Below are 19,960 nucleotides of genomic sequence, written 5' to 3' on the forward strand. Positions count from 1 at the left end.
CCAGACGGTCACGGGGTTACTGCACAAATGAGCCGATGGTGTAATACGGCGTCGTCGGGTCGCTCTGGTCGAGATAGCCGAACACGCCGCCGGAGAAGATGAACTTGCCGGTTGGCGTAGTACCGGTTGACGCCCCTACGACCGTCGATGTCACCACGCCCGGAACGGTTTCCGTGTAACTCAGATTCAGCGCGCGCGACAAAGCGACCTGCGACGGCTGGAACGGATCGATCAAGGTGGCCTGCGTGCCGCTGAGCGCGGTCGTGCGGTAGTCGAAGGCGTTATCCACGCCGACGTATTCCCCATCCACCGACCCCGACACCACGCCGATTTGCGGCGACATCATCGAAATGCCGGATTCGTCGTCGGCGAACGGCGGAATGCCCGTGGTGATCGTGGCGTTCGCAGTGCCGGTACGCACCAGGATTGGCACGTTCTGGCCACGCAACTTGCCCACGATCATGTAGCCCTTGCCCAGCGGACCGGCTGCGAGCGTCGGGTTGCCTTGACCGAGGAAGTTGTTGGTGACGAACGCGCCGCTGCCATCCGGCGATTGCGTGAAGTTCGATCCCGCCTGCTGGCACTTGCCGGCGCTCACACCGGTGTTGTCGCACTCCTGCCAGGTGCCGTCGGCATTGATCGTGATCTTCGAATCGACGGAGAGTCGTGCATAGTTCTGCGACGGAATCTCGTGATAGCCCAGTTGGTTATAGGTCCCCGCGACATTGGCGAGATTCGTCTCGAGCGTCGAGAAACCGATGAACGGGTAATACGGGAAGGTCCGGTCAGGTACGACGCCCTGGCCAAGAATCCCGCCGAATTGCAGTTCCTTGCCCGGAATGGAGCCGCCTGCCACCCCTTCGCCCACGAAGATACGTGCGGGACGCGTCGGATCGAGCGTTGCACCGTTCAACTGGTACGCGCACTGATTGAGCTTTTGCGTGGGCAGGCCGGTTTCCATCGTCAACGTGCCGTTCTGCGATGTGCCGGCGCGAGTGGGGGAGACCGTGCCGATGACGGCGGGAATCGGAGATTCCACATAGGTCACCTGCCACGTGAGTTTTGTCGTGTCGAGTTGCAGCTTGATCAGTTCACCGCTACCGCCACCGCCTGTGAAGGTGGTCGTGTAGTCGAGCGATGCCGGGCACAGCCGGACGACCGGCGCCTGAGGCGCATCGCTGCCGCCGCCGCAGCCGCCGAGAAGCGGCGTGACGCCGGTGACGGCCGCACCCATCGCACCCAACGCAAAAGTTCTCCATTTCATGCTGCTGTCTCCATCCACATTTGTTCGTTCGTCTTTCGTTGCAACCGGCGCGTGCCGGTTGCCCTGGGCTTGAGAGTGTTCGGCAGTGCTTATTTGCTGAGTAGCGCGCCGACGCCGAAGTACGGGCTCGCGGGCGTATCGGCGTTAGCGGACGTGGATGTCAGCCCGCCGTTCACCGTGCTGCCGGCAATGAAAATCCCGTAGAGACCACCCGCCGAGATCAGCGCGCCCTGGCCGCCGTTCTGGTCCTGCACACCGATCAAGCCGGGCAACTGCTGCGCGTAACTCATGCCGAAACCGGTCTCGGAAGCTTGCGTCGATGGATTGATGAACGAGCCGACCGGGCCTTGCAGCAGCGTCGCCGTGTACTTGAAGTTCGAATCCGCGCCAACGTAACCACCGTCGAATGCGCCTGACGTGAGCGCCGTATTCGGAGCGAGCATGGCGATGCCGGATTCATCGTCGACTTGTGACGCGGTGGCGTTCAATGGCGTGAGCGGCGACGGCACGGAGACCTGACCGGTACGCGCGACAATCGGCACGATTGCGCCGTTGATCTTGCCGATCACCATGTTCGCGTTCGCAACAGCCGGGAACGCAGGGAAGCCGAGGCTCGTCAACGCCGGCGACGAGCGTTTGCCCTGGACTTGCGGCGCAACCGCGCTGGTGAAGTACGAGCCGCCGGCGTTCGCCGCCCACGCGCCGCCGGTCGTCTGGCAGGCGGTATTCGATGCCGGCACGGGTACCGTGCAATTGCCAGCGGCATCGAAGGATTCTTGCGCCTGCGTGGTCGTGGTCGAGTAGTTGTTCGATGGAACCAGGTGGTAAAGCAGCGCGTTATACGTGCCCTTGAGATCTGCGACGTTCGTGCTCACAGTCGAGAAACCGATGAACGGATAGAAGTCGAAATGACGGTTAGGCACGGGGAACAAAGGTGGGAAACCGGGGACGGCGTGGACGCCGTCGGCGGTCAGCGTCGCCCCGCTGTACTGCACGGTCGCACCTGGAATGCCGCCGCCGGCGACGCCCTGACCGATAAAGATGGTCGGCGGATTCGCCTGGTTGAACGCGGCGGCCGTGGTGTAGATCGAGCCATCCGATGCCTGGCCGCCGCCTGGCGTCAGCACGAATGCGCATCGTGTCTGTTCCGCGGTGGGCAGCGTGCCCGCAGGCGGGTGAACCACGGCGCCGACAATCGTCGTGCCCTTGCGGGTGGGATTGACGGTACCGGTGACGAGGGGAATGGGGGACTCGAGCCACTTCAGCGTGTATTTCATGTTCACGGCGTCAATGTTCAGGCTCACGATCTCGCCGCTGCCCGCGCCGCCCAGATACGTGCTCGAGACAATGTCCGCGTTGGCCGGACACAGCGGCCCTGCACCCGGACCGACGGCCGGCGCGCCCTGCGTGCCGCAACTTGCGCCGGAACATTGCGGCGTGTTGATCGGACCCGGGTTGTCGGCGTTACCGCCACCGCACGCTACAAACAACGGCGCGGTCGCAAGTGCGAGCGCGAGTCCTTTCGAAATGGCATACGGCATACCGCTGTCTCCCTTATCTATTTTTGCGCGTGTAATTTCGCTGTCACTTTTTCGTATGTCAACCGACTGAAACATCTAAATCGCCGATTCAAACAGCGGTCTTCCGGCAGCGCCTTGACTGATAAGGCGCAGACGGCGCATTGAAACAAAAGTTTTTCCGTAAGGTTGATTGGAGAAAATCTGTTTCAATACAACGCAAAACGAAGAATGTTTAAGTGCGAAAACGCGTAATCATCAACGAACGAACGTTCGTAAATAAATTGGTGGAATCCCTATGAAAGACGCATTTGAGCTTTCGTTTGATCTGCGGGGAATTGGCGAGACAGAGAGTTGAGACGAGCGTCAGAGCGCGGAGTGGAGGCGTAAAAAAGCCGGTTTCGCTTGATGGCGGAAACCGGCTTTTAGCAATGTTGAGCGCGTGGCGCGCTCAGCTTTTCTTTGAATCGATACCTGGCTTAGCGTGCGAGGCCCGATTCTTCGTCGGCGCCAATCGCAAGGTTCATGCACTGAATGGCCGCGCCCGATGCGCCCTTGCCCAGGTTATCCAGGCGCGCGACGGTGACAAACCGCTCGTCGTTGCCGAAGACAAACAACTCGACCCGATTGGTGTCGTTGCAGGCCTGGACGTCAAAGAAGCCGTCGTCGAGATTGCTGTCTGCGTTGAATGGCAACACACGCACGAACGGCTCGTTCGCGTAGTACTCGGCAAACAGCGCCTGCACGTCTTGCGGCTTGGCGGCGCGCGACAGTTGATCGGGCGAGAAGTACGTGGTGACGGCCAGGCCCTTCAGGAAGTTGCCGACAATAGGCGTGAACACCGGCGCGTGCTTCAGTCCGGAGCGCACCGCCATTTCCGGCAGATGCTTGTGGGTCAGGCCCAACGCGTAAGGCCGCGGGCTGTCGAGCTTCGAATTTCCGCCGGCTTCATAGTCCGCGATCATCTTCTTGCCGCCACCGCTGTAGCCGGTGATGGAATAAGCGTGCGCGCCAAAATCCGCAGAAACAAGACCGCCTGCTACCAGGGGTTTCATTGCCAGCAGGAACGCCGACGCATGGCAACCCGGCACCGCAATGCGCTTCGCGGTGCGCAAGCGCTCGCGCTGCGCCGGCATGAGTTCGGGCAGGCCGTACGCCCAGTCGTCATGCGTGCGGAACGCCGTGCTGGCGTCGATCACCACGGTGCGGTGATTGTCCGCGTCCACCAGCGAAACCGATTCGCGCGAGGCAACGTCCGGCAGGCAAAGGAACGTAACGTCCGAGGCATTGATCAGCCGACGGCGCTCCTCCACGTCCTTGCGCCGTGCTTCCTCGATACGCAACACCTCGACGTCACGCCGCTCGGACAGATATTCGAAAATCTTCAGGCCCGTGGTGCCTTCCTGTCCGTCGACAAATACTTTCGTGGTCATCTCGATCTCGCTGGGTTCGGTCGCGCCCGGACGCCTTGCGGCCAGAACGCGGTCAAAACGCCATTTTAATGCGCTTCCGCGACAACGCGATGGCATTGCCGGGGACATTGGCCGATCGGCCTGAAAAACGTTGCAATGCCGTCAAAAAAACTACTTCGCGATCCACCGCGCCGCCACGGCCGTGACCCTCGCACCGAACACTTTCGCTGTCTCCAGATCGCCGGGCGGTGGGGCTTCGTCAGGCGAGGCATCCGCCGGCGATTGCGTCAGCAAGCCCGAAAAACCGCCGACGAAATTCAGGTCGTTGCGCGTGGCCGCCTTCGTGTTCGACGGCATCATGCCCGTGCCGGCCCAGATCATGCTGTGCTGCATCGCCAGCGTGATGAGGTAAGCGATGGTCGAATGCTTGTCGCCGTTCATGGTCGCCGAGTTGGTGAACCCGGCCGCGATCTTGTCTTTCCACGATTGCGCGAACCACGGTTTGGAGCTGGCGTCGGCGAATTTCTTGAAGTCCGCTGACGGGCCGCCCATGTAGGTGGGCGCGCCGAAGATGATGCCGTCGGCGGCGTCGAGCTCGGCCCAGCCGGCGTCGTCCAGGTCGCCGACCGCCAGCAGCTTCGCATCCGCGCCGGCGTCAATCGCGCCGGTGAGCACGGCTTCGGCGACTTTTTTCGTATGGCCGTAGCCGCTGTGATAAACGATAACGATTTTCGGCATTTCATTCCCCGTATGCGATACAGAAGACACGAAGACGTCAAAGGCGCGAGTTGCGCGAGAACAACCATGACGTGCGTCTTCGCGAGAATTTGACTGGCGGCAAACGTCGCCGGCGATGGTTCACCGGCGAGTCTAGCAAAGCCAAATTCGACCTGCCGACGCACCATGAAGGCTGTTCAGCGCCCGTAGGTAACGACGAGTTGCGCGCTGGCGATGGTCGTGGTGCGGATCTCGTGTTCGAACATGAGCGCCGGACTGCTTTGACGCAGGCGCAAGTCGCTGGTGTTGAGCGCGTAGACAGTGATGACGTAATGGTGCGGTTTGCCCGGCGGCGGACACGGCCCCGCATAGCCGTCGACATCAAAGTCATTGCGTGCTTCCACCGCGCCCATTTTGCGCAGGACCCCCGCGGCGCTTGCGTTCGACGGCAACTTCGAGACGTTCGCGGGAATGCCAGCGACGGACCAGTGCCACCAGCCGCGGCCGGGTGCGTCGGGGTCGAAGACGCTGATCGCGAAACTTTGCGTGGCTGCCGGTGCGCCATGCCATGACAGTTGCGGTGACCGGTTGCCGCCTTTGCAGTCGTTCTGGTCGTAGACGAGGGCAAGCGGCACTGGCTGGTTAGGAGAGATGTCGGTACTTGTCAACGTGAAAGGCGCTGCGGCGATATCTTCAGCGACCGCACGCGACGCATTTGATACCATCGCGGCGCAGAAGAGCGCCAGCAGCACTGCACGGCTGAAAACTCGGAACCTGACGACACGCCAATCAACAGCGCGATACACAGCACAAACCACAAGCCCGATCCCCAAGCGCATGGTGCGATTTCTCCCGGTCACGGGCGCGGCCAAATCTGGCGTTTCACCCACTGTAACGATGTATTTTGTCTCAGAAATAGGCTTAGAGCTGGATTCAAGTTTAACATTGCGGGAAAGGACAAAATCTTTCAAATGTTCAAAACGAGACTCGGCAAGGGTCAACACCGCGACTTCGGGTTTAGCCGCAGTTTCGCTCTCCCGGCTGAAGGGACAATGTAATGAATATTTGCACATTGCTATAATGCGTGAGGGGTTGGTCCATTTAGGAGCTAGGTGTAAATAGTGGGTCAACGAATAAAAGTCATTATCGCCGATGACCATCCTGTCATTCTGTTTGGCGCCGCGCAGGCGCTATTGAAGTTTCCCGAAATCGAAGTGATTGGACAGGCGAGACAATCGACGGAATTGATTCAGCTTTTGCAAAAATCGCCCTGTGACGTGGTTGTCTCCGAGCTCGCCATGCCGGGTGGCCAATATGGTGACGGCATGCCGCTGCTGGGTTATATCGGGCGTCAGTTTCCGACGGTGCGCATCGTCGTGTTGACCATGCTGGAAAATCCCGCGCTCCTGAAACGCTTGCGTGAAGTGGGTGTGACGGCGGTGATCAATAAGTCAGACGATTTGAGCCACGTTGGACTGGCCATCGTCCATGTCATGCGGGGGCAGGAATATATCGGGCCGTCGGTGCGTCTGGCGCTCGACAGCATGGGCTTGTCGGCGAGTGGCCAGCAACGTGACGTGGTGTTGTCGAAACGGGAACTGGAAGTGGTGCGTTTATTCGTCTCCGGCATGACAATTACCGAAATTGCCGCACAGTTGAAGCGCAGTATTAAAACGATCAGCACGCAGAAGAATACCGCCATGCGCAAGCTGGGAATTGAACGGGATTCTGAATTGTTTCAATATGCCCGGAGCAACGGGTGATTGAATCTGTCGGCTTAAGTGGGCGCTGGAAATCTTGACGATGCCATTCCCGTGAATACGTAATAATCGTTATTATCGTTGCAAAAAAAAGCCGCTCGTTTATTGAAATGAGCGGCTTTTTTAATTACAGAAAAATTCAATTCCCGGCAATCATTGCGGCGATGCCGTTATACCGCCGTGCGCCGCCGACCATTGGGCCGGCGCGTGCAGGAATTTCTCGACTTCATCCAGCGTCCTGGCTTCGAAATAGCCTGCGTCCTTCGCGACGCGCAACACATCCCACCACGTGGCGAGCGCGTGCAACTCCACGTCGATATCTTTCAATACCGAGACGCTTTCCTTGAAGATGTTGTAGTGAAACAGCACGAAGCAGTGGTTCACCCTTGCGCCGGCCGTGCGCAGTGCGTTGATGAAATTGATCTTGCTGCGGCTGTCGGTGGTCAGGTCTTCCACCAGCAGCACGCGCTGGCCTTCGATCAGCAACCCTTCAATCTGCGCATTCCGCCCAAACCCCTTCGGCTTTTTGCGCACGTATTGCATGGGCACCATCAGCCGGTCCGACAGCCACGCGGCAAACGGGATACCCGCGGTCTCGCCGCCAGCGACAGCATCGATCTGCTCGTAGCCGATATCGCGCAGGATCGTGGCCTCGGCCATCTCCATCAGTGCGCGCCGTACGCGCGGATAAGAGATCAGCTTGCGGCAGTCGATATAAACCGGGCTCGCCCATCCCGACGTGAAAATGTACGGTTTGTCCGCATTGAAATGCACGGCCTGCACTTCGAGCAGCATTTTGGCGGTGGTGTCGGAGATCGTCTGGCGGTCGAAGCCTGTCATGGGCGAATCCTTGGATTTTGAGGTGGCGCCTGACGCGCGTTTTGACCGGCGATCAAGCGGCGGCGGCCAATGGCGCCTGGCGCAGCGGGTGCGTCGGTCGAGCAGGGTCCGACCGCGTTCGATGCGCGTGTAGGCCCGAATTTTACCCGACACACAAGACGCGGACGTAGCGTGAAACCCTGCTTCCCTGACGGAATTGTCTTGTGAATCCACGGATTGTCGAGCAATCGATCAAGGCGTTTCGCACGCTTAGACGCTGTTTCTGTTGAAAATGGTGCTATGCGTCAATTTTCTGGCGCGGTGTACACTATTTATCCCCGAAAAATGCTACGGCCCATTGTTTCACCGTCGCGCGCATGCGCGTGGTCTTCAACGCGTCCGCCGTTGCGCCGCGTCTTTATCACCCGCCCGGCGGGCAAAATTCATTGATTCATCACGAGAATTGATCGTCCTGCACGCAGTTTCCGAGCCCTCCAAGTCATTCATTTTCCAACTCTTTTTCTAAACGTCTCAGGCCAATCATGGACGAACAACTGAAGCTCAGCGCCCTCGCGTATCACCAGTATCCGAAGCCCGGCAAGATCTCGGTCACGCCGACCAAGCCCCTGTCGAACCAGCTGGATTTGTCGCTGGCTTACTCGCCGGGCGTCGCCGCCGCCTGCATGGCGATCTTCGACGACCCGCTCGATGCCCAGAAGTACACCTCGCGCGGCAATCTTGTCGGCGTTGTGACGAACGGCACGGCCGTGCTCGGTCTCGGCAATATCGGGCCGCTCGCCGCCAAACCGGTGATGGAAGGCAAGGGCTGCCTCTTCAAGAAGTTTGCGGGTATCGACGTGTTCGATATCGAACTCGCGGAGACCGATCCGGATAAGCTCGTCGATGCCATCGCGATGCTCGAGCCCACGCTCGGCGGCATCAACCTGGAAGACATCAAGGCGCCGGAGTGCTTCTATATCGAAAAGAAGCTGCGCGAGCGCATGAAGATCCCTGTCTTCCACGATGACCAGCACGGCACCGCGATCATTGCGTCGGCGGCCATTCTCAACGGCCTAAAAGTGGTCGGCAAGAAGCTCGATGAGGTGAAACTCGTATGTTCGGGCGCGGGCGCGGCGGCGATTGCGTGTCTCGATCTGCTCGTTCACCTTGGGTTGAACAAGGCCAACATCCTGGTCTGCGATTCGAAAGGCGTGATCTACGAAGGACGCGGCAACCTGGATCCATCAAAGGAACGGTATGCGGCCAACACGTCGGACCGCACGCTCGCCGATGCCATCCATAACGCCGACGTGTTCCTCGGCTGCTCGAGTGCAGGCGTGCTCAAGCCGGAAATGGTCAAGGTGATGGGCACGCAGCCGCTGATCCTCGCGCTGGCCAACCCCGAGCCGGAAATTCGCCCGGAAGAAGCGAAGAAGGTGCGCCCCGACGCGATCATAGCTACTGGCCGTTCGGACTATCCGAATCAGGTCAACAACGTGCTGTGCTTCCCGTTCATCTTCCGCGGCGCGCTGGATGTGGGCGCGACCACGATCACCGAAGAGATGAAGCTTGCGTGCGTGCGCGCGATCGCGGAACTGGCCGAAGAGACCGATCAGGGCGATGAAGTTGCGAAAGCCTATGAAGGCCATTCGCTCGAGTTCGGCCCGGATTACCTGATTCCGAAGCCGTTCGATCCGCGCCTGATCATCAAGATCGCGCCGGCCGTCGCGCAAGCCGCGATGGATTCGGGCGTGGCGACGCGTCCGATTCATGACATGGACGCGTATCGCGAGGAACTGGGCACGACGGTGTATCGCACGGGCATGGTGATGCGGCCGGTGTTCGCGGCGGCCAAGTCGGCGCCGGCGCGTATTGTGTTTGCCGAAGGTGAAGACGAGCGCGTGCTGCGCGCCGCGCAGTTCGTGCTGCTGGAGAAGATCGCGAAGCCGATCATTATCGGGAGGCCGGCGGTGGTTGAGATGCGTCTTCAGAAGATGGGCTCGAAGCTGAAACCCGGTACCGATTTCGAGATCGTGAATCCGGAAGACGATCCGCGTTATCAGAAGTGCTGGCAGGAGTATCACAACATCGCCGCGCGTGAAGGCGTGACGCCCGACAACGCAAAGGCCGCGCTGCGCAAGTTCAATACGTTGATCGGTGCAATCCTGGTGCGTCTGGGCGATGCAGACGGCATGATCTGCGGGATGATCGACACGTACCACGACCATCTCAAGTTTATTGAGCAGGTGTTGGGCAAGGCTGAGGGTGTTGAGAACTTTGCCGCGATGAATTTGCTGATGCTGCAGGGGCGCAATCTTTTCATCAGCGATACCTACGTCAACGAGATCCCAACGCCCACGCAACTCGCCGATATGACGATCCTGGCGGCGCGCGAAATCGAGAAGTTCGGGATTGCGCCGAAGGTCGCGTTGCTGTCGAATTCGAACTTCGGCAGCGTGCCGACGGCTTCATCGAAGCGGATGGCCGAGGCTCGCAAGTTGATCGCGGAGCGTGCGCCGGATCTGGAGGTTGATGGTGAAATGCACGGTGACGCGGCGTTGTCGGAAGTGGTTCGCAAGGCTGCATTTCCGGCATCGACGCTGACTGGTGAGGCGAATCTGCTGATCATGCCGAACGTTGAAGCCGCGAATATCACGTACAACCTGCTGAAGATGGTGAGCGGTGAGGGCGTGACCGTTGGGCCGTTCCTGCTCGGCGCGGACAAGCCGGTGCACATTCTCACGCCGGCGGCGACCGTGCGGCGGATCATTAACATGACCGCGGTGGCGTCGGCGAACGCGCGGGTCAATGCGACGAACAACGTAGCATGATCTTCGGATTTATTACGATATCCTGATGAGTTGATATCGATAAATTGAGATGGTGATGAAGCGGCGACTGGGGCGATCCGGTCGCCGTTTTTTTATGCTCGCGCGTCGCACGTAGCCCGGATGGGCTAAAAAAGCTTAGTGATTTTTATTGGGATGAACAAAGGTGTGGCGCGTATAGCGACGCCTTTGTTATTCGGATAAATCTGATTCGAATGCCAAGTCGTGCTGAGTAGAGTCGCGGATCGTTTCACTTTCCTGCGCGTTTAAGCGAGTCATTTACAGATTCGTATCGCGTCAGACACATTCCGCACAATTCTTTGCAGGTAATCAGCATGAACAAGGTCTTTAAATCGGTTTGGAGCGAAGCTCTGGGTGCTTGCGTTGCGGCGTCGGAATTGCGCCGCGGACGTGGGAAGGGCGGTGGGAAGGCGGCGCGGGCAGTGGCGTTGGTGGCGGGGTTGGGGGTGGCGGGGGGAGTGTTTGCTCAGAGCAACGGCGTGACGGCAGGGCCGAACGCGGTCGCTCTTCATACAATCTACATCGCGGTGGGACCGGGCGCAACGACACAAAGTAAAACAAAGGACGCGATCGCCATTGGCGATGCAGCGAAAAGCACGGCAGACGGCGCTACGGCAATCGGTGCAGGTTCAGCAGTCGCGGCTGGCGATGCATTGCTTTACGATCCCGCCAGAAATCAGGAATCCCCCGCTCAGGAAAATGAGGTAGCCGGGACTACGCCCAGCGCCAGGCTTTCAGGCATTCTGGAAAAGGCCGAGACAATGATTGGTGTCCCTTACTCGTGGGGTGGCAATACACCAGCGCAAGGACTGGATTGCAGTGGCTTCGTGCGCTATGTCTATGCAAAGGCTGTGGGAATTTTACTGCCGCGAGTTTCGTCCCAGATCAGCCGTCAAGGCGCGGCGGTCTCGCAGACAGATCTACATCCCGGTGATCTCGTGTTCTTTAATACGACTCGCGGTACGGCGACGCATGTCGGCATTTACGTTGGTGAAAATCAGTTTATTCACGCGCCGAAGAAGGGGGCATTCGTTCGCGTCGAATCGATGAAAAGCGCCTATTGGACCGCGCGATATTACGGTGCACGCCGAGTCGCGTAGGGGCTGAATGGTGGGATCCTGGAAGACAAAACGCCCGATGAATTCATCGGGCGTTTTGTCATGCGTTGCGTTAAAGATCTAAGCCACTTGCCGTGTCTCACCTCCTGCCGGCGCACGCCACTTCGCCAGCAGCACATTCCACTTCACCCGCGCCGCGTTCACGTTGTTGTCCTTCACGTGACCATAACCGCGCATTGAGTCAGGCAGATTTGCCAGCTCGATTGCCAGCGGTAGTTTATCGGCCGTCAATCCACCGATCACTTCCTTCACCAGCGCTTCATAATCGGCGATCAGCGCGCGCTCCATTTTCCGCTCTTCCGTCTTGCCGAAGATATCCAGCGCCGTACCGCGCAGGAACTTCATTTTCGCCAGCACTTTCATTGCGGACAAGACCCACGGACCATACTGTTTCTTGATCAGATGACCGTGTGAGTCTTTCTTCGAGAACATCGGCGGTGCGAGATGGAATTTCACTTTCCAGTCGCCTTCGAAGCTGCCCTTCAGCCGCTCGACAAACGCCGGATCGGCATAAAGGCGCGCGACTTCGTACTCGTCCTTGTAAGCCATCAGCTTATGCAGATTTCTCGCGACAGCTTCGGTCAATGCGTACTGGCCATCGCCGATACCGATTGAGGCTTCCGCCTTGCGCACTTCCGTCACGAGCCGGGCATAACGCGCCGCGTACGCTTCGTTCTGGTAGTCGGAGAGATAAGCAATACGCTTTTCGATCAACGAGTCCAGCGCCTTCGGCGTGTGCAGCGTGATGATCTTGCTGGCGCCCTGAGCATCTGAAGAAACCCCGCGATTCTGTGCCTTCACCAGCCGCTCGAGGCCCTCCAGATCATGTGCCGCATGACGGCCCCATTCGAACGCTGCCAGGTTTTTCTCGACCTGCACGGCATTCAATTCGATAGCACGAACCAGCGACTCATGGCGCAACGGTACCCAGCCGCGTTGCCACGCAAAACCCAACACGAACGGGTTCGTATAGATCGCATCGCCGAGCAGAGCCACTGCAAAGCGATTTGCATCGACGAGGGCAACATGCTCGCCCGCGGCCGTGCGGATATCGGCTTCCGCGCTCGCGCCCGGAAAGCGCCAGTTCGGATTCTTGATGAACTCGGCTGTCGGCGTTTCGGCACTGTTCACGACCACGCGCGTGTGGCCGGGTTGCATCCGCGAGCCGCATTCATCGCTGGCGGTCACAATCGGGTCGCAACCGATCACCAGATCCGCTTCACCCATTGCGATGCGCGTCGCGTGGATATCGCCGGGGTGCGTCGCGATCTGCACGTGGCTCATCACGGCGCCACCTTTTTGCGCGAGGCCGGTGACGTCGAGCACGGTCACGCCTTTTTGCTCGAGATGCGACGCCATGCCAAGCAATGCGCCGATCGTGACCACACCCGTGCCGCCCACACCCGTGACCAGGACACCATACGGCCGGTCGATCAACGGCAGTTCGGGCGTGGGGACCGGGGGCATCGCGTCGCCGGAAATACTCGATACCTTCGGCTTACGCAGTTGTCCACCTTCGACGGTGACGAAGCTCGGGCAGAAGCCATTCACGCACGAGTAGTCCTTGTTGCAGGTCGACTGGTTGATCTGGCGTTTCGTGCCGTATTCGGTGTCGAGCGGTTCGACCGACAGGCAATTCGATTTCACCGAGCAATCGCCGCAGCCTTCGCACACCGCTTCATTGATGACCACACGCTTCGCCGGGTCCGGATACGAGCCGCGTTTCCTGCGCCGGCGCTTTTCCGTCGCGCACGTCTGGTCGTAGATCAGGATCGTCGTGCCGGCAATCTCACGCAAAGCGCGCTGGACTTCATCCAGCTTTTCGCGATGGAACACGTCGATACCCGGCGCCAGCCCCACGTTCGCCTGATATTTCTCGGGCTCATCGGTGACGATCACGATCTTCGTCGCGCCTTCGGCGGCCAGTTGATGCGTGATCTGCGGTACGGTGAGCACGCCATCGACGGGCTGACCGCCGGTCATGGCCACCGCGTCGTTGTAGAGCAGTTTGTACGTGATGTTCGTCTTCGACGCGATCGCCGCGCGGATCGCCAGCAGGCCGGAGTGGAAGTACGTGCCGTCGCCGAGATTGGCGAACACGTGTTTGTCGTTGGTGAACGGCGCTTGCCCAATCCACGCTACGCCTTCGCCGCCCATCTGGCTGAACGTGCTCGTGCTGCGGTCCATCCATACGGTCATGTAGTGGCAGCCGATGCCGGCCAGCGCGCGCGAACCTTCAGGCACATTCGTCGATGTATTGTGCGGACAGCCCGAGCAGAACCATGGCTTGCGCTCGGCTTCCACGCGCGGCCGCGCCAACGCTCTTTCCTTGGCTTCGATCACGGCGATACGCGTGGCGATGCGCGCGCGGACATCGGCGGGGAGATCGAATTTGTCGAGGCGCGTGGCAATAGCCTTCGCGATAATCGCCGGCGACAACTCGTAGTGCGCCGGCAGCAGCCAGTTGCCCATCGGAACGGACCATTCGCCGCCCGCGCCGTCCTTCTCGTCGAACTTGCCGAACACGCGCGGACGCTGCGCATCGGGCCAGTTATAAAGCTCTTCCTTGATCGCGTATTCGAGGATCTGGCGCTTCTCTTCAACGACCAGAATTTCCTGAAGCCCGTGCGCGAACGCATGCGCACCTTGCGCTTCGAGCGGCCACACGCAACCGACCTTGTACAAACGAATGCCGATGCGCGCGCAGGTTTCATCGTCGAGACCGAGGTCTGATAAGGCTTGGCGCACATCCAGATAAGCCTTGCCCGCCGTCATGATCCCGAAGCGCGCATGCGGCGATTCAATCTCGATCCGATCCAGCTTGTTCGCGCGGACATAAGCGAGCGCGGCGTACCACTTGTAGTCGAGCAGCCGGGCTTCCTGAACCAGCGGCGGATCGGGCCAGCGGATATTCAAGCCGCCGTCGGGCATGGCGAAATCGGTCGGCAACACTATTTGCGTACGATGCGGATCGATATCGACTGAAGCCGACGATTCCACCACGTCCGTCACGCACTTCATTGCGACCCAGAGGCCGGAGTAACGGCTCATTGCCCAGCCGTGCAGGCCGAAGTCCAGATATTCCTGCACATTCGATGGAAACAGCACCGGCAATCCGCACGCCTTGAAGATGTGTTCGGACTGGTGCGCGAGCGTGGAGGATTTCGCGGCGTGATCGTCGCCGGCGAGCACGAGTACACCGCCATGCTGCGAGGAACCCGCTGAATTGCCGTGCTTGAACACGTCGCCGGTTCTGTCGACGCCGGGCCCTTTGCCGTACCACATCGAGAACACGCCGTCGTATTTGGCGCTGGGATAAAGATTGACCTGCTGCGAGCCCCACACGGCCGTCGCCGCGAGGTCTTCATTCACGCCGGGCTGAAATACGACCTGATGCGAAGCGAGATGTTTCTTCGCTTTCCACAGATGTTGATCGAGTGCACCGAGCGGGGAGCCGCGATAACCGGAAATGAAACCGGCGGTGTTGAGTCCCGCGGCATGATCGCGTTGTTGTTGCAGCATCGGCAGCCGAACCAGCGCCTGTATGCCGCTCATGTACGCGCGACCGCGTTCCAGGGTGTATTTGTCGTCGAGAGTGACGGAATTTAGCGCGGCTTCTAGGGAAGCTTTTTGTTCCGCGTCAAGGGGGGCATTCATTGTGGGGGTCTCCGCCAACGTTTGGGATCACCAAAGCACTTTAGGGCGTTCGCGTCTTGTGGACGCGTCGGCCGGGATTTTGAGTGTGCCCGTTTTGACTTTTTTACAGCACTGGTAAAAACCCGCTGAAAAGTAATTTCAACATTGCACAGGTGTTACGACGTGTAAAAGCGGCCGGATTTCGATGTCATCGGGGAACCGCTCATGCCGAGCGCATTCAAACCCGCGATCGATGCACGTTCGTGTCGGCTTTGCCGGCAGGACGAGCGCGATAGCTGGACATACCGATGCACGCAGTTGAAGGAGGAAGCAGTGAAACAACGATACATCCAAAGCTTTTTGATGGTTTCCGCAGCATTTTTTGCGATGAACGCGCCGGTTCGCGTTGGCGGCCTGGCTGGGTCGGAGGCAACGATCTCCGGCATACCGCGAATTTCGCAGGTTCGGGTCGAACAGGTTTCTAACAAGCAAGCGCCGAATGACAAGGACGACTCCGACGCTTGAGGATTTGCTTGGGGATTTTTAATGCAATAAAAAACGGGGATCGATTCGATCCCCGTTTCTTTACGACACTAACCACGCGCGTTCAGCCTGGCGTTGTGGTGTCCTTCACCACGCCGCGCCGAATCTGATCGAGTTCAATCGATTCAAACAGCGCCTTGAAGTTGCCTTCGCCGAATCCCTGATTGCCCTTGCGCTGAATGATCTCGAAGAAGATCGGGCCGATCTGGTTCTCCGTAAAAATCTGCAGCAGAATTTCGTCCCGCACGCCATCGATCAGGATCTTGCGTTTGCGCAGTTCCGCCACCGATTCGCCATGATTCGGCACACGTCGGTCGACGAGTTCGTAGTACGTGTCGATGGTATCCAGCAACGCGATTTTCGCGCTGCGCAGATTGTCGACGGTGCTGTAGATATCGTCGCTGCCCAGCGCAATGTGCTGGATGCCTTCGCCGTGATACGCGTCGAGATATTCCTGGATCTGCCCCGAGGTGTCCGAGCCTTCTTCGTTGATCGGGATGCGGATCTTGCCGCACGGCGAACTCATCGCTTTCGACTTGACCGCGGTCACCTTGCCTTCGATATCGAAATAACGCGCTTCGCGGAAATTGAATAAACGTTCGTAGAACTCGGCCCATTCGATCATCCGGCCGCGATGAACGTTGTGCGTCAAATGGTCGATGTAGGTCAGTCCGTGTCCAACCGGATTCTGCTCGGCGCCGGGAATGGGTTCGAAGTCGACGTCGTAGATGCTGATGTCGCCGATGCTGCCCGGCTCCACGCCATTCTTGCCGCGCCAGCGGTCCACAAAGTAAATCAGCGAATCACCAATGCCCTTGATTGCCGGAATGTTGAGTTCCATCGGGCCGGTTTTATTGTCGAAACCCCACGCGCCGAGATCGAGTGCGCGCTTGTACGCCTTGCCTGCATCGGCGACACGAAATGCGATCGCGCAAATCGACGGACCGTGCAGACGCGCGAACCGCTGAGCGAAGGAATCGGGCTCGGCATTGACCAGAAAATTGATCCCGCCCTGCCTGTACAGCGTCACCTTCTTGTGACGATGACGGGCAATCGCCGTGAACCCCATTTGCTCAAACAACTGGCCGAGCGCCACCGGATCGGGCGCCGTGTATTCGATGAATTCAAAACCGTCGGTGCCGACGGGGTTGTCCCAAGTCGTCGCCTGCATTTTTCGTCTCCTGGACCGTGAGGATAGATCGGTGATTATTGGAACAAAGTTTATCGATGGAAGTGCGACGGATACTTGCGAATTAAATCGTGCCTGACTACGATGGCGCACGTTCATGCCGTCATCGCGCGCATAGGAGGCAGGAAATGGCTCAGATAGAACTCGATGCCATTGATCGAAAAATTCTCGCCATTCTTCAGGTGAACGGCCGGCTGTCGAATCAGGACATTGCTGATCAGGTGAACCTGTCGCCCAGTCCATGCTTGCGGCGAATCCGGCGGCTGGAGGAAGCGGGCGTGATTCGTGGTTATGTGGCGTTGCTTGAGCCGCGTCTTCTCGGGCTCGGCTTGCTTGCGTACGTCAACGTGCGGCTGGAAAAACGGGGTGGGACGGCGGTAACGGCGGGGATGAAAAATCCGCCGACGCACGCCGACCGGTTTCGCGATGCCGTGCGCGCGTGGCCGGAAGTCGTGGCTTGCGATGCGATGACCGGCGACACGGACTATTTGCTGCGCGTCCAGGTGGAAGACATGGAGCACTTTTCACGCTTTGTGCAGGATGAATTGCTGCACCATCCGTCGGTAATCGACGTCAAAAGCAGCTTCTCGCTGGAGCGCTTGAAGGAAACGACGGCGCTGCCCATTCGCTAGACTTGCTTCGTTCCAAAACTACAGGACGCAAAAAAGGCGGCTTTCGCCGCCTTTCGTGCTTTTGCGCATGCTTGCTAACTTCTGCTCTGACCTCAGGCCGCGTCGGCAGTAGGCATGAACGCCTGAAACATTTGCGATGTCCGGCGCGCCTGGCGCTTCACCGCGTAGTCGAAGACCGCCGCTTGCTCCTGCAACATCTCCGCAATGATGCTGCTCTGGTCGGCGGGCGTGAGCGACAAATAAGCGTCGGCTTCGCCATACGCATACTCGATCTTCATTCCCGACTTCTTCGCGATGTGCATCATGGTCGAGTTGCGTGACAAACAATGCATATAGAGCGTTGAGACATGCGTGTTGCGGCTGCGGATGGCAGCGCGCTCGAACAGCCGGCTACCTACGCCCTTGCCACGCGCGCTTTCCAGCACCGACACGCCGAACTCTGCCGTGCGTTTGTCGCCTTCAGCCGGCAAATAGGCCAGATGGCCAACGCCGACCAGATTCAATTGCTCGTCGAATACGCCGAACACGGTGTCACGCGAAAAGTCGATATTCGCGACGTAGTTCTCGATCACCCGATCCGGCACGATCTGGCCGAAGCGCAGCAGGCGGTCGTCTTCGTCGAGGGTAAGGAAGTGGCTGAGGAGGCGTTCGCGATCGGTCGAGGACAACTCACGAACGAGAACGGGCGAACGACCGGCAGCCGTTTGCAAGCGATCGGCTGCAGCAAAGATCGATGCGGTGGGGCGGTTGAAAGACTTGTTCACGATGGTGGCTCCTTGATTCGTCATACGACATGGTGCGTCGCAGAACGAATTTTAGCCGAACCGTGGCCGGAGCACTAGGGAAAACCCGTAATTGACTATGGAGGAGTGCGTCTAACTTTCAGATATTACGAATAAAAATTCATATAAAACAATAAGTTAGTACGTGTTGTGCAAATCGCACAGGCGTGCGGCAAAGAGATGGTGCATTGCACCATTTCAGCTATCACCATTCATCCCGTGTTCGATCACGCTGACCACCTGCTCCGCAAATTCGCGATAACCCAGCTTTCCATCCGGCTTCAGCCACGTGAAGGTCCAGTTGATCATGCCGAACACCATCATCGTGAGCGCTGTCTGGTTTTCCTTGGTCGCACGTTTCGGATAAGCGCGCGAGAGTTGCCGGGCGAACGCCGCGACAATGCCGCGCTGGCGCTCGAGCACGATTTCGCGCTGCGTATCTTCGAGATATTTCACGTCGTTGAGCAATGCGACGTGCCGGCTATGAGACGTCTCATATTCGGTCAGAAACGCCCGGACAAGCTCGGCGAAAGCCTCGCGCTCGGTCAAGCCGCGCCGCTGGCTCGCTCCTTCCACTTCCGCAATGATCAGCATCAGCCGCTTCGTGTAGCGGTCGAGCAGGTCGAACAGAATGGCTTCCTTGCTCGCGTAATAGTGATAAAGCCGCGCTTTGGAGGTGCCGCTCGCCGCGGCCAGATCGGCCATCGATGTGCTCGGGTAGCTGGTCTGCGCGAACTTGGCGGCGGCGAGTTCGAGGATCTGCTCGCGTTGTGTGTCGTGGTCAGGCGCTCTGGTACGGGCCATTGAGTCTCGAAGAAGTGCGGATCAATCGGGCATTCTAATGCGGGACGGATGTGCGGCTAGCGTGCGGGGCGACGCAGCTTGGCATCGGCTAGCCTGGCGAAATCGCCGCGCATCTCCAGTTTGCCCGCCGCAACCAGTTCGCGACAGCGCCAGAGTGCAATGGAATCGCTGACTAGGAAGCCAAAGCTTGCGCCCATCACCTCTCCGGCGAGCCGGCGCGCTTCCTGCCAGCCGTCGTTGGCTATGTGGAGGATGGTTTCATCGATATCAGAAAAGGTGCCGGAAATGAACGTGTTGTCGCGCCATCGGCGAGTGTCGCTATTGATCTGCTTCACTTCCTGCCATTCCAGCGCAAGACGGCTGATGCGCAACACCGAAATGGGCGCGGCCGTTGGCAGCTTGGCGCCGAGTTCGGCCGCTGTGAACATGCCGACTGCCGTCGCGCCGTCTTCCCGGCCGCGGCGCTGCTGCGTGCCATCGGCGGCGGTGACCAGGGGCAGGTCGTCATGAGTGAGCTTGGCTTCGTTCAGTCGCTGCGGCGCGTTGCGCAACGTATAAGCCACGCGCCGCAATGTGAGCTGGTCACTGGCGCTCTGGCCGTGCCAGATCACGACTTGTCCGCTGTCCTGCGCGAGTTCGCGCAAGAGTGCGTCCTGTTCCTTCAGCTTCGATATGAAGTCGAACTTCTGTTCGTTCAGGACCTGCTGCCAGAACAAGGCCCGGGTTTCCGGGTTGTCGTCTATGCCCCTTAGCTGGCCGACCGCAAGGTCGTCCTTCAGCGGGACGACGCGTTCGTCACGGGCCGCTGTTTGCAGGGCTTCGCGCAGGATCTCGGCGGCGTGGTCGCCGTTGGTAACGTGAATGGTGCTCATCAGTAACGGTGACCGCAAACGTAAGTGGGCCGCCCGGCGCACGGCG

General features: G+C 59.2%; 15 protein-coding genes. 4 read left to right on the forward strand and 11 right to left on the reverse strand.

Annotated features, from left to right (window positions below; all coding sequences use genetic code 11):
* Nucleotides 1-16: 16 nt before the first annotated feature.
* The 5 genes from ABH944_RS13290 to ABH944_RS13310 all read right to left on the reverse strand — a co-directional run bounded on the left by ABH944_RS13290 (nucleotide 17) and on the right by ABH944_RS13310 (nucleotide 5,635).
* Complete coding sequence (locus ABH944_RS13290) at nucleotides 17-1,264, reverse strand: DUF2957 domain-containing protein (protein WP_404606431.1); 1,248 nt, start codon at nucleotides 1,262-1,264, stop codon at nucleotides 17-19.
* Nucleotides 1,265-1,353: 89 nt separating this feature from the next.
* On the reverse strand, nucleotides 1,354-2,805 hold the full coding sequence (locus ABH944_RS13295) for a DUF2957 domain-containing protein (RefSeq protein ID WP_404606433.1): 1,452 nt from the start codon (nucleotides 2,803-2,805) through the stop codon (nucleotides 1,354-1,356).
* 455 nt (nucleotides 2,806-3,260) lie between these two features.
* Entirely contained in the window at nucleotides 3,261-4,214 is a 954-nt protein-coding gene (gene argC / locus ABH944_RS13300) for an N-acetyl-gamma-glutamyl-phosphate reductase (protein ID WP_404606435.1), read from the reverse strand.
* 150 nt (nucleotides 4,215-4,364) lie between these two features.
* Nucleotides 4,365-4,931: a flavodoxin family protein gene (locus tag ABH944_RS13305; protein WP_404606436.1), complete on the reverse strand. Its 567-nt coding sequence runs from the start codon at nucleotides 4,929-4,931 to the stop codon at nucleotides 4,365-4,367.
* Nucleotides 4,932-5,107: 176 nt separating this feature from the next.
* Nucleotides 5,108-5,635, reverse strand: coding sequence for a YbhB/YbcL family Raf kinase inhibitor-like protein (locus ABH944_RS13310; RefSeq protein WP_404606489.1), 528 nt, complete (start codon nucleotides 5,633-5,635; stop codon nucleotides 5,108-5,110).
* A 396-nt stretch (nucleotides 5,636-6,031) separates the two neighbouring features.
* On the opposite strand from ABH944_RS13310, the gene ABH944_RS13315 reads away from it, so the two are divergent.
* The gene (locus tag ABH944_RS13315; RefSeq protein WP_404606438.1) at nucleotides 6,032-6,673 is read left to right on the forward strand and encodes a response regulator; all 642 of its coding nucleotides are present in this window, start codon (nucleotides 6,032-6,034) and stop codon (nucleotides 6,671-6,673) included.
* 150 nt (nucleotides 6,674-6,823) lie between these two features.
* Here ABH944_RS13315 and ABH944_RS13320 read toward each other — a convergent pair whose 3' ends face one another.
* On the reverse strand, nucleotides 6,824-7,510 hold the full coding sequence (locus ABH944_RS13320) for an orotate phosphoribosyltransferase (protein WP_404606440.1): 687 nt from the start codon (nucleotides 7,508-7,510) through the stop codon (nucleotides 6,824-6,826).
* Between the two features lie 521 nt (nucleotides 7,511-8,031).
* Here ABH944_RS13320 and ABH944_RS13325 point away from each other — a divergent pair.
* Together ABH944_RS13325 and ABH944_RS13330 are read left to right on the forward strand one after the other, a co-directional pair.
* Nucleotides 8,032-10,320, forward strand: coding sequence for an NADP-dependent malic enzyme (locus ABH944_RS13325; RefSeq protein ID WP_404606442.1), 2,289 nt, complete (start codon nucleotides 8,032-8,034; stop codon nucleotides 10,318-10,320).
* A 332-nt stretch (nucleotides 10,321-10,652) separates the two neighbouring features.
* A complete protein-coding gene (locus tag ABH944_RS13330) occupies nucleotides 10,653-11,438 on the forward strand; it encodes an NlpC/P60 family protein (RefSeq protein WP_404606443.1) in 786 nt (261 codons plus the stop codon).
* A 78-nt stretch (nucleotides 11,439-11,516) separates the two neighbouring features.
* Here ABH944_RS13330 and ABH944_RS13335 read toward each other — a convergent pair whose 3' ends face one another.
* Both ABH944_RS13335 and hppD read right to left on the reverse strand, forming a co-directional pair.
* Nucleotides 11,517-15,113, reverse strand: coding sequence for an indolepyruvate ferredoxin oxidoreductase family protein (locus tag ABH944_RS13335; RefSeq protein WP_404606444.1), 3,597 nt, complete (start codon nucleotides 15,111-15,113; stop codon nucleotides 11,517-11,519).
* 586 nt (nucleotides 15,114-15,699) lie between these two features.
* The gene (gene hppD, locus ABH944_RS13340; protein WP_404606446.1) at nucleotides 15,700-16,806 is read right to left on the reverse strand and encodes a 4-hydroxyphenylpyruvate dioxygenase; all 1,107 of its coding nucleotides are present in this window, start codon (nucleotides 16,804-16,806) and stop codon (nucleotides 15,700-15,702) included.
* A gap of 146 nt (nucleotides 16,807-16,952) precedes the next feature.
* On the opposite strand from hppD, the gene ABH944_RS13345 reads away from it, so the two are divergent.
* Nucleotides 16,953-17,456, forward strand: a complete 504-nt coding sequence (locus ABH944_RS13345; RefSeq protein WP_097259875.1) for an Lrp/AsnC family transcriptional regulator — start codon at nucleotides 16,953-16,955, stop codon at nucleotides 17,454-17,456.
* A 92-nt stretch (nucleotides 17,457-17,548) separates the two neighbouring features.
* Here ABH944_RS13345 and ABH944_RS13350 read toward each other — a convergent pair whose 3' ends face one another.
* From ABH944_RS13350 to ABH944_RS13360, 3 genes are all read right to left on the reverse strand, one after another.
* Nucleotides 17,549-18,220, reverse strand: coding sequence for a GNAT family N-acetyltransferase (locus tag ABH944_RS13350; RefSeq protein ID WP_404606448.1), 672 nt, complete (start codon nucleotides 18,218-18,220; stop codon nucleotides 17,549-17,551).
* Between the two features lie 216 nt (nucleotides 18,221-18,436).
* The gene (locus tag ABH944_RS13355) at nucleotides 18,437-19,042 is read right to left on the reverse strand and encodes a TetR/AcrR family transcriptional regulator (protein ID WP_062088289.1); all 606 of its coding nucleotides are present in this window, start codon (nucleotides 19,040-19,042) and stop codon (nucleotides 18,437-18,439) included.
* Nucleotides 19,043-19,098: 56 nt separating this feature from the next.
* Nucleotides 19,099-19,914, reverse strand: coding sequence for a DUF1835 domain-containing protein (locus tag ABH944_RS13360; RefSeq protein ID WP_404606449.1), 816 nt, complete (start codon nucleotides 19,912-19,914; stop codon nucleotides 19,099-19,101).
* Nucleotides 19,915-19,960 lie beyond the last annotated feature (46 nt).

The sequence above is a fragment of the Caballeronia udeis genome (assembly GCF_044909315.1).
GTDB lineage: Bacteria > Pseudomonadota > Gammaproteobacteria > Burkholderiales > Burkholderiaceae > Caballeronia > Caballeronia udeis_A.

Coding starts and splice junctions, on each gene's coding strand:
- ABH944_RS13290 (WP_404606431.1), bottom strand. CDS start 1,264: ATGAAATGGAGAACTTTTGCGTTGGGTGCGATGGGTGCGGCCGTCACC.
- ABH944_RS13295 (WP_404606433.1), bottom strand. CDS start 2,805: ATGCCGTATGCCATTTCGAAAGGACTCGCGCTCGCACTTGCGACCGCG.
- argC (WP_404606435.1), bottom strand. CDS start 4,214: ATGACCACGAAAGTATTTGTCGACGGACAGGAAGGCACCACGGGCCTG.
- ABH944_RS13305 (WP_404606436.1), bottom strand. CDS start 4,931: ATGCCGAAAATCGTTATCGTTTATCACAGCGGCTACGGCCATACGAAA.
- ABH944_RS13310 (WP_404606489.1), bottom strand. CDS start 5,635: ATGGTATCAAATGCGTCGCGTGCGGTCGCTGAAGATATCGCCGCAGCG.
- ABH944_RS13320 (WP_404606440.1), bottom strand. CDS start 7,510: ATGACAGGCTTCGACCGCCAGACGATCTCCGACACCACCGCCAAAATG.
- ABH944_RS13325 (WP_404606442.1), top strand. CDS start 8,032: ATGGACGAACAACTGAAGCTCAGCGCCCTCGCGTATCACCAGTATCCG.
- ABH944_RS13330 (WP_404606443.1), top strand. CDS start 10,653: ATGAACAAGGTCTTTAAATCGGTTTGGAGCGAAGCTCTGGGTGCTTGC.
- ABH944_RS13335 (WP_404606444.1), bottom strand. CDS start 15,113: ATGAATGCCCCCCTTGACGCGGAACAAAAAGCTTCCCTAGAAGCCGCG.
- hppD (WP_404606446.1), bottom strand. CDS start 16,806: ATGCAGGCGACGACTTGGGACAACCCCGTCGGCACCGACGGTTTTGAA.
- ABH944_RS13345 (WP_097259875.1), top strand. CDS start 16,953: ATGGCTCAGATAGAACTCGATGCCATTGATCGAAAAATTCTCGCCATT.
- ABH944_RS13355 (WP_062088289.1), bottom strand. CDS start 19,042: ATGGCCCGTACCAGAGCGCCTGACCACGACACACAACGCGAGCAGATC.
- ABH944_RS13360 (WP_404606449.1), bottom strand. CDS start 19,914: ATGAGCACCATTCACGTTACCAACGGCGACCACGCCGCCGAGATCCTG.